The organism is Candidatus Acidiferrales bacterium (genome assembly GCA_035934015.1).
Taxonomy (GTDB): Bacteria; Acidobacteriota; Terriglobia; order Acidiferrales; family UBA7541; genus DAHUXN01.
In genome coordinates, this window is sequence record DASYYH010000007.1 from 81,268 (window position 1) to 89,770 (window position 8,503).

Consider the following 8,503-nt stretch of genomic DNA (forward strand, 5'->3'; position numbering starts at 1 on the left):
AAATGATTGTGACCCCTCCGAGGAAGTTTCCTCGACCCCAAAATTTACCGTAGCATAGGCACTTGGAAGGGTCAAATTAATCCATCGTAATCCGATACTTTCTGATGCCGGAAACGACACATTGGTTTGGTCTCCTTCCGTGACTGCGCCCTTGCGTGCCCTGTGCTACACTGCATCTTTAGCCTATGTCTGGCCACATTGATATCCCCATCGCCTCGCTCTTGCCCAAAGGACAACTGGAGGCTTGCGCACCGAATGTTCGTGGCGCGGGCTCCGATCGCTCCTTTTACATCGAAACCTTCGGCTGCCAGATGAATGCTCACGATTCCGAAAAAGTCGCCGGCGTTCTCCTCGCCCGCGGCTATCGCCAGGTGGATTCTGCCGTTGACGCCGATTTCGTCTTCTTTAACACCTGCAGCATCCGCGAAAAAGCCGCGCAGAAAGTCTTCACGCGTCTTGGCGATTTTCGCGATGTGCGCGGCGAAAACAAGATCATCGGCGTTTTGGGCTGTGTCGCTCAACAGGAAGGGGAGGGCATCTTCAAGCGCGCTCCCTGGGTTCGCATGGTCTGCGGCTCCGCGAGTTATCGCAAGCTCCCCGAGTTGCTCGACAACCTCGAAGCCGGCCAATCGCGCGTCACCGGCCTCGATCTTGATACCGACGAGACCTTCGAAACGGAAGTCACGCGCCGCGACAATCCCATTCGCGCCTACTTGACCATCATCGAAGGCTGCGACTACGCCTGCTCCTATTGCGTCGTTCCGCACACGCGCGGCCCGCAGCGCAGTCGCACCAGCGCCGCAATACTCGATGAAGTTCGCCGCCTCGTCGATTCCGGCTACACCGAAGTCCAGCTCCTCGGCCAGACGGTCAATTCCTATCGCGATCCTTCTCCGCGCGGGATGTCCTTCGTTGATCTCCTCCTCGCCGTCGCCGAAATTCCCGGCATGCGACGCGTGCGCTTCACCACTTCGCATCCCAATGACTTTACTCGCGAAATCGTCCGCGCCATCGACTCCACTCCGACGCTCTGCGAGCACATTCATTTGCCCGTGCAATCCGGTTCCGATCGCGTCTTGAAACAAATGCTCCGCACGTATTCGCGCGACGAATATCTCTCGAAAATCGCCTGGATTCGCTCCGCGCGCCGCCCGATCAGCATCACCACGGACATCATCGTCGGTTTCCCCGGCGAGACCGAAGCCGAGTTCGCGGAGACCATGTCGCTTCTCGAAGCCGTTCAATTCGACGGCGTTTTCGCCTTCAAGTATTCGCCTCGCCCCAACACTTCTGCGAAAGACATGCCCGGCGCCATCCCCGAGGAAGAGAAGAGCCGCCGCCTTGCCATCCTTCAGTCACGCCAGCGCGAAATTCAAGTCGCCTGCAATCAATCGCTCGTCGGCGCGGAATTCGAAGTCCTCGTTGATGGTCGCCACGCCGCGCGCAATCAGTGGGCGGGCCGCACCACAAGCAATCGCATCGTAAATTTCGCTTCGCTGGAACAAAATCTTCTGGGACAATATTGTCAAGTCAAGATCGCCGGAGCCGGGCCGAACAGCCTCGTCGGCGAGCACCTCGCCTGATCCGGTTTGCAAGGGGGCCCCATGGATCGCAACGAAGAGCGCAAACTGGAAGAGCAGCGCAAAGCCGAAGAAGAGCGCAAGAAGCGCGATTTGTCGGCTGGAGAGGTGCAGGATCAATTGACCGAAAAGCTGCTCCGTGAGCGATTGACTGAAAAAACGCGCTGGGGGCAAGGCCAGGAAGGATCGCGCAAAGCTGTCGAGGTAGGGAAGCGCGAAACGGAACGCGAAGTCAAAATCCGCGGTCTGATGATGGACCCGGTTTCCAATATGCCCGTCGTTGTCCTCAAGGCCGTTCAGGGCAGCGGCACCCTTCCCATCTGGGTCGGCATCTACGAAGCCAACGCCATCGCTCTCGAAATCGAAAAAGTCCAGACCCCTCGTCCCATGACCCACGATCTCCTCAAGAACCTTCTCCTCGGTCTCAACGTTCAGGTTCAAAAAGTCGTCGTCAGTGACCTGAAAGAAGACACCTTTTACGCTGTCATCTGGATGGAGCGCGACGGCCGCATCATCTCCATGGATTCGCGTCCCAGTGATGCACTTGCTCTCGCGCTTCGCCTCGATTGCCCGATTTATGTCGAGGAGGAAGTCTTCAAAACGTCCAAAATTTCCAGCGCCACCACCGAAAAATCCTCGAATGAAGAGTTGCGCAAATGGCTCGAAAATTTGAATGACGAGGATCTCGGTCGCTATAAAATGTAGCCGTCCGCCCTGCGGTCACCCCCTTCGCCGCTTCGCGCCATATCACGAACCCGGAAATTTTCTGTTTTCTGGATTTTTTGCTTGCAGTTCATAGGCCACTCTGGGTAGAGTTGGCCTACTTATTGTGGGGCTTCGGTTCAGCCAGCCTATATGTTGGCATGTCGTTGCCCGAGGGAGTGGCCCGCTTTTGACGAGCATTCTGGCGATCACAAATCAAAAGGGCGGCGTTGGCAAGACCACGACCGCAATTAATCTCGCAGCCGCGCTGGCCCTTCGCAAAAAGAAAACTCTCCTCATCGATCTCGACCCGCAATCCAACGCCACCATCGCTTTCGTCGATGCCAGCGACGTGCAAATCTCCATGTTCGACGTTTTCACCAGTCCGTCTCCGGACTTGAACAAAGTCATCAAGCCGACGAAAGATCCGAACCTGTTTCTCGCCCCGGCCAAGCTCTCCCTTGCTCGCCTCGAGCAGCAGCTCGCCGGTGCCTTCGACGCACCCTACAAACTAAAGGACGCGCTCGCTCCTCTCCTCAAGAATTACGATTACGTCGTTCTCGATACGCCGCCCGCGCTCGGCATTCTCACTGTCAACGCGCTCGTTGCCGCCACGCATCTGATCGTTCCGATTCAAGCCGCTTATTTCGCCATCGAAGGCACGGACGATCTTCTCGAAACCTATGCGCGCATTCGCTCGCGTCCGAATCCGGATTTGAAGGTCCTCGGCGTGGTCATCACGCTTTTCGATCGCCGCACCAATATTTCCCGCGACACGCACGAGCAGATTCGCGCCGTGTTTGGCGAAGCTCTTTTCAAGACGCGCATCAGCAAGAATGTCCGTCTCGAGGAAAGCCCGGCCTATAAGGAAACGATTTTCAGCTACGCGCCCAAATCCCCTGGTGCCGATGAATATAAGAAGCTATCTCAGGAGGTCATCCAACGTGTCGAAGCGGATCGGTCTGCCCGTCACACTCAAGATGCGGCATGACGCGCATTATGTAGAAACACTCACGAGCTTCAGCGGCGCCTCGATTGGCCGGATGATCCCGATTGACAAGGTTCATCCCAATCCCGATCAGCCCCGCAAAGCCATCGGCGACCTCACCGAGCTGATCCAGTCCGTCCGCGAGAAGGGCGTTCTCGAGCCCCTCCTCGTCCGTTACATTCCTCACGAAGACGCTTACTACATCATCTCCGGCGAGCGCCGCTACCATGCCTCGCGCGCCGCGGGTCTTCGCGAAGTCCCTTGCATCGAAAAAATCGCCGACGACGCCGAAACTCTTGAACTCGCGCTCATCGAAAATATTCAGCGCAAGGATTTGACTGCCTTCGAGGAAGCCGACGGTTTGCAGCGTCTCGCCGACCAGTTCGATTACACCCACGACGACATCGCCAAAAAAATCGGCCGCGCGCGCTCATCGGTCACCGAGACGCTCTCTCTCCGCGTCATCCCCAGCTCTATCCGCAAGCTCTGCGTCGAGAAGGGAGTTGTCTCCAAATCGCTTCTTCTTCAGGTCGCTCGCCAGCCCGGCGAAAAGAAGATGCACGACATGGTCATGCACATCGCGCAGAGCGGCTTGACGCGCGATGAAGCGCGCCGCGTCCGCAAAGACGAAAACGAAACCGAATCGCGCCCGCGTCCGTACGTCTTCGACTATCACGCGCCCGACGCGGCCTATCATCTTCGCCTTCAATTTCGCCGCAGCCAGATTTCCCGCGACGATATCGCCCGCGCGCTGCGCGAGGTGTTGATCGAGCTCGAGCGCAACGCCATGTCCGCCTCCTCCGCCGCCTAACCTCGAAATTCATCCCGTAGGGCCGGGCTTCAGCCCCGGCCCGCCGCGTGTTTTTCGTAGGGCCGATTGCATTCACTGGGCCGCTGCCTCGCATGTTGTTTGTCATCCCGAACCTAGCCCGCGTGGTTGCGGGATAAAGGTGAGGGACCTGCTGTTGTCTTCGTAGGGGCGCTGCTTGCTGCGCCCGCGCCTGCCTGCCGCAGGCAGGGAACTGCTTTTCGTCCCTGTCTTCGTAGGGGCGGGTCTTCAGACCCGCCCGCGCCTGCCAGGGCAGGCGACTCGCTGCATCGTGCCCCTGTTGGCATTTCGTAGGGGCGCTGCTTGCCGCGCCCGCATTCGTTCCTGCTTTTGTAGGGGCGGGGTTTGCTCCGCCCGCGCCTGCCCGCCCGGGCGGGCGCCTCGCCGAGTCGCGCTATCTGTCGTCTCAGCCTGTGTGCCGTTCGTAGGGGCGCTGCTTGCCGCGCCCGCATTCGTTCCTGCCTTCGTAGGGGCGGGGCTTGCCCCGCCCGCGCGCCTCGCCGTGGCGGGCAAGCAGGCTTCGGCTGCGACGTAAAGACGCTTTCGAAAAAATCTTCCTATCGCGCGCTTCATCTGCGCGAAGTCGTCGTCTTCACAATGTGACGCGCCACGCACATAAAAATCACGGTTGAATTTCCTCTGCCGCTCGTCGCACACTAACTCGATGAGTTCGAGCTACGACGTCATCTGCATCGGCGCCGGCCCCACGGGCCTCGCCTGCGCCATCGAAGCCAAGCGCGCCAATCTTCGCCCGCTCGTCATCGACAAGGGCTGCCTCTGCAACTCGCTCTATCACTATCCGACGAACATGGTTTTCTTCACCACGCCCGAGCGCATGGAAATCGGCGATCTCCCCATGACCACCGTCGGCGGCAAGCCCACGCGCGCCGAAGCGCTGAAATATTATCGCCGCGCCGTCGAGCATTACGCCATCGGCGCGCGCCTCTACGAAAAAGTCGAACGCGTTTCTGGCAGTGACGGCGATTTCGTCGTCGAATCGCGCGCCGCGAACGGCGCGGCGCATCATCATCGCGCGAAAAAAATCATCGTCGCCACCGGCTATTACGATATGCCTAACGCGCTCGGCGTCCCCGGCGAAGATCTCCCGCACGTCTCGCACTATTTCACCGATCCGCATCCCTCCTGGAACGAAGATGTCGTCGTCATCGGCGCGAAAAATTCCGCTGCCGAGACCGCGCTCGAGCTTTTCCGCGGCGGCGCGCGCGTCACGCTCGTTCATCGCGGCGCCGAGCTCGGCCGTTCGCTCAAATACTGGGTGCGCCCCGACATCGAAAATCGCATCAAAGCCGGCGAAATTCGCGCGCTCTTCAATACGCGCGTCTGCAAAATCGAGCCCGGAAAAATCATCGTGCAAAATGGCGGCGCGACGCACGAACTCCCCGCCTTCCGCGTCTTTGCCATGACCGGCTATCATCCCGATTTTTCGTTCCTCGAAAGCCTCGGCATCCGCCTCGACGCCAAAACGCGCAAGCCCGAATGCGATCCGAAGACTCTCGAAAGCAACGTTCGCGGCATTTACGTCGCCGGCGTCGTCGTCGGCGGCATTCACACCGGCGAAATTTTCATCGAAAATGGACGCTTCCACGGCCGCCAAATCATCGCCGCCATCGCTGGCCGCGAAGGCCCTCGCGAACCCGCGCCGGTCTCTCCGCCGGGAGAGTAAGACTGGCGTTTCTTGCCCGGAAATAGTCTTTGCGTTTTTTTCCTCCTTCCTTTCACGCGGTTTTTCGTTGTGCAAAATGATCCGCGCGATGTCTTCGCCTTTTGCTCTTCGCTAGCCACTGACCACTGACCACCTCGCCTTCTCCCCTTGCTCGTCACTTGTCACTTGTCACTCGTCACTGTCTCTTGTAAAGTATTTTCATGGCATCGGTCATCAAAGAATTCGGTCGCACCTTCGTGATTCTCTACAAGGGCTTCAAAGTCACGTTCATCAATATGTTCAAGAAGCCAACGACGGAAAACTATCCCGCCGAGCCAGTGCATTTTCAGCCGCGTTATCGCGGCATTCATGTTCTTCAGCGCGACGAAAACGGCCTCGAAAAATGCGTCGCTTGTTTCCTCTGCGCCGCCGCGTGTCCCGCGCAGTGCATTTACATCGAAGCCGCCGAGAACACCGCAGAAAATCGTATCTCCGACGCCGACCGTTACGCCAAGGTCTACAACATCGATTACTCTCGCTGTATTTTCTGCGGTTATTGCGTCGAAGCCTGTCCCACCGACGCCATCACTCATGGCCACGGCTTCGAGCTCGCTCCTTACGACATCAACGCCATGGTCTATCGCAAAGAGCAGCTCCTCGAATCCTGGCCTCCAGCGAAATCTTCCGCGCGCACGCCAGCTAACGTCGCCGTCCCGTCCCGCGCATAGGTTTTTGGGGTGGCCCATCCTTTGCGCTCGCGTGACTCCTGCGGCATAACTTGAGAAAGGCGCAAAGGGTGGGAAGAGCTTTTCTAAGGTCGCTGCCCGCCGTGCCCGTTTCAGCTCGCTCGTGCGCCTAGCTTTCATTTGTCATCCCCCTTGCCCTGAGGTAACCCGAGGGAGCGAACGCGAAGGACGCCTAGCTTTTTTGGAGTGCGGCGGTCCGCCTCGCGGATTCCGGTTGCGCTCGCAACCGGAACTCGACGCCGCTTTGCTGTAGCTTCACGTTCCGCCTGCCTGCCGCCTGCCCGCCGTGGCGGGCAGGCAGGGACCTGCTTTTCCGTTGTGCTCCTGCGCCTTTCTCTTTCCGTTGTCCTTCCCTTTTCCTCGACAAGGGAAGGGAACTCCCTCCGCCCGCCATTCGCGCCCATCACCGAGAATATTTTCGCCTCCCGCCCGACACTCGCCGCTTGTCTCTGTCTTCAACCGCGATGTATTCTGTCTTTTCCTTTCGTGTCTGGGAAAACGGTAGGGAATTCACCTCAGCGCGAATGCTCTGTTTTCGACGTCGAGGCTCTAGGAAAGGTTTGCAATCATGCTAAAAGGAATCATTCGGTTCACAGCCATACTCGCATGCCTGTCTCTGTTCGCAGTTGCGCAGGCGCAGCTGCCCGCTCCGGCCACCACGCCAGCGGCCGAGAGCAGTCCTCTGCTCAAAAAAGTCGAATCCTACCTCCGCGTTCTTTTCGCCTGGGGACCAGATTATCAGGTCAAGCTGGGCCCTCCCGTCCCCGCAAAAGTCCCGGATCTCTTGGAAGTCCCCGTTCAGGTCGTGAATCAGGGCCACACGGAAACCGGAACTGTCTACGTCACTAAGGATGGCAAATACATGTTCCGCGGCGAGATTCGCGACCTGGACGCAAATCCCTTCGAGGCCAATCTCGCCAAGCTGACCACTCCCGATTCTCCCTCTATCGGCCCGGCGAATGCCTCGGTCACGGTCGTCGACTTCAGCGATTTCGAGTGCCCGCATTGCCGCGAACTATACACAATCCTAAAATCTGTCGAGCCGGAGTTTCCCCAGGTCCGTTTCGTCTTTAAAAATTTTCCGCTCGTCGAAATCCATCCCTGGGCCATGACCGCTGCACTTGCCGCCCAGTGCATGGCTCAGACCTCAACACAAGCCTTCCTGAAATTTCAGGGAGATGTCTTCGACAATCAGGATTCGATCACGCCTGACAACGTTTGGCAAAATCTCAGCACCTTTGCGGCTGGCGACGGCCTTTCTCCCGACTCGCTCCACGAATGCATCATCGCTCCGCAAGCCAAAGCGCGCGTTGATGCGGACATTGCGGAAGGGAAGTCCCTCGACGTGGAAAGCACTCCGACCCTCTTTATAAATGGTCGCCCAGTCATCGGTGGCGATCAGGCAACCCTCGAAAACATCATTCGTTTTGAACTCGCTCGCCAGGCTTCCTCTGCATCCGGAGCCTCGCTCCCGCCCCCGTCGCAGCCCAGGAAATAACTTTTGCTTCGCGTTACGCGGCCGCTGCATTTCGAGAAAGCGCCCGAACTGTGACCAGTTGTGTGTTCCCATAACACGGTGAAATCGAAGAGCAAGCCAACTGCAGGAGGTATCCCAGAACTTTCCGTATTGCAGCGTCCACTTCGCCACTGCCCGCAGCGGATCCTGCGAAAGTGCCAGCGCTTTCGCGCGTTCGCAACGAGCGCGGCGCACATCTCTGGCACGCCCAAAAACGCGCGCGTGCTTGCAGAACCCAATGAGCGTCATAAAAAAAGTAGCGCAATATCCGAAACCCTCGTCAATCCGCGCGAAAGCCGCGCCGGAATCGGTTGCCGCGTCGAATCGGCAATCGCCGCCGTGACCAGATCATGTCTGGCTCTGTTGACATCCTCGCTACGGCGATGAAAATTCGAGATATTCGGCGCTGGTCCATTGTTGTTTGCTATCGAAGCAGGAGGTGCGATGGCCGAAGTCGGACTCCTGCCTTTTTCTCGCAT

The 8,503-nt window shown here is 58.4% G+C and carries 7 protein-coding genes; all 7 read left to right on the forward strand.

Annotated elements, in window-relative coordinates:
• Window positions 1–185 precede the first annotated feature (185 nt).
• The 7 genes from miaB (at window position 186) to VGR81_04235 (ending at window position 8,006) form a co-directional block, all read left to right on the forward strand.
• On the forward strand, window positions 186–1,583 hold the full coding sequence (gene miaB / locus VGR81_04205; protein HEV2288137.1) for a tRNA (N6-isopentenyl adenosine(37)-C2)-methylthiotransferase MiaB: 1,398 nt from the start codon (window positions 186–188) through the stop codon (window positions 1,581–1,583).
• Between the two features lie 21 nt (window positions 1,584–1,604).
• A complete protein-coding gene (locus tag VGR81_04210; protein ID HEV2288138.1) occupies window positions 1,605–2,285 on the forward strand; it encodes a bifunctional nuclease family protein in 681 nt (226 codons plus the stop codon).
• Window positions 2,286–2,472: 187 nt separating this feature from the next.
• Entirely contained in the window at window positions 2,473–3,273 is an 801-nt protein-coding gene (locus VGR81_04215) for a ParA family protein (protein HEV2288139.1), read from the forward strand.
• Window positions 3,227–4,081, forward strand: a complete 855-nt coding sequence (locus VGR81_04220; protein ID HEV2288140.1) for a ParB/RepB/Spo0J family partition protein — start codon at window positions 3,227–3,229, stop codon at window positions 4,079–4,081. The genes VGR81_04215 and VGR81_04220 overlap by 47 nt, the downstream gene beginning before the upstream one ends.
• Window positions 4,082–4,763: 682 nt before the next feature.
• Window positions 4,764–5,783: a YpdA family putative bacillithiol disulfide reductase gene (locus VGR81_04225; GenBank protein HEV2288141.1), complete on the forward strand. Its 1,020-nt coding sequence runs from the start codon at window positions 4,764–4,766 to the stop codon at window positions 5,781–5,783.
• Between the two features lie 200 nt (window positions 5,784–5,983).
• Window positions 5,984–6,490, forward strand: a complete 507-nt coding sequence (nuoI, locus tag VGR81_04230; protein HEV2288142.1) for an NADH-quinone oxidoreductase subunit NuoI — start codon at window positions 5,984–5,986, stop codon at window positions 6,488–6,490.
• A 586-nt stretch (window positions 6,491–7,076) separates the two neighbouring features.
• Window positions 7,077–8,006, forward strand: coding sequence for a thioredoxin domain-containing protein (locus VGR81_04235; protein ID HEV2288143.1), 930 nt, complete (start codon window positions 7,077–7,079; stop codon window positions 8,004–8,006).
• Window positions 8,007–8,503 lie beyond the last annotated feature (497 nt).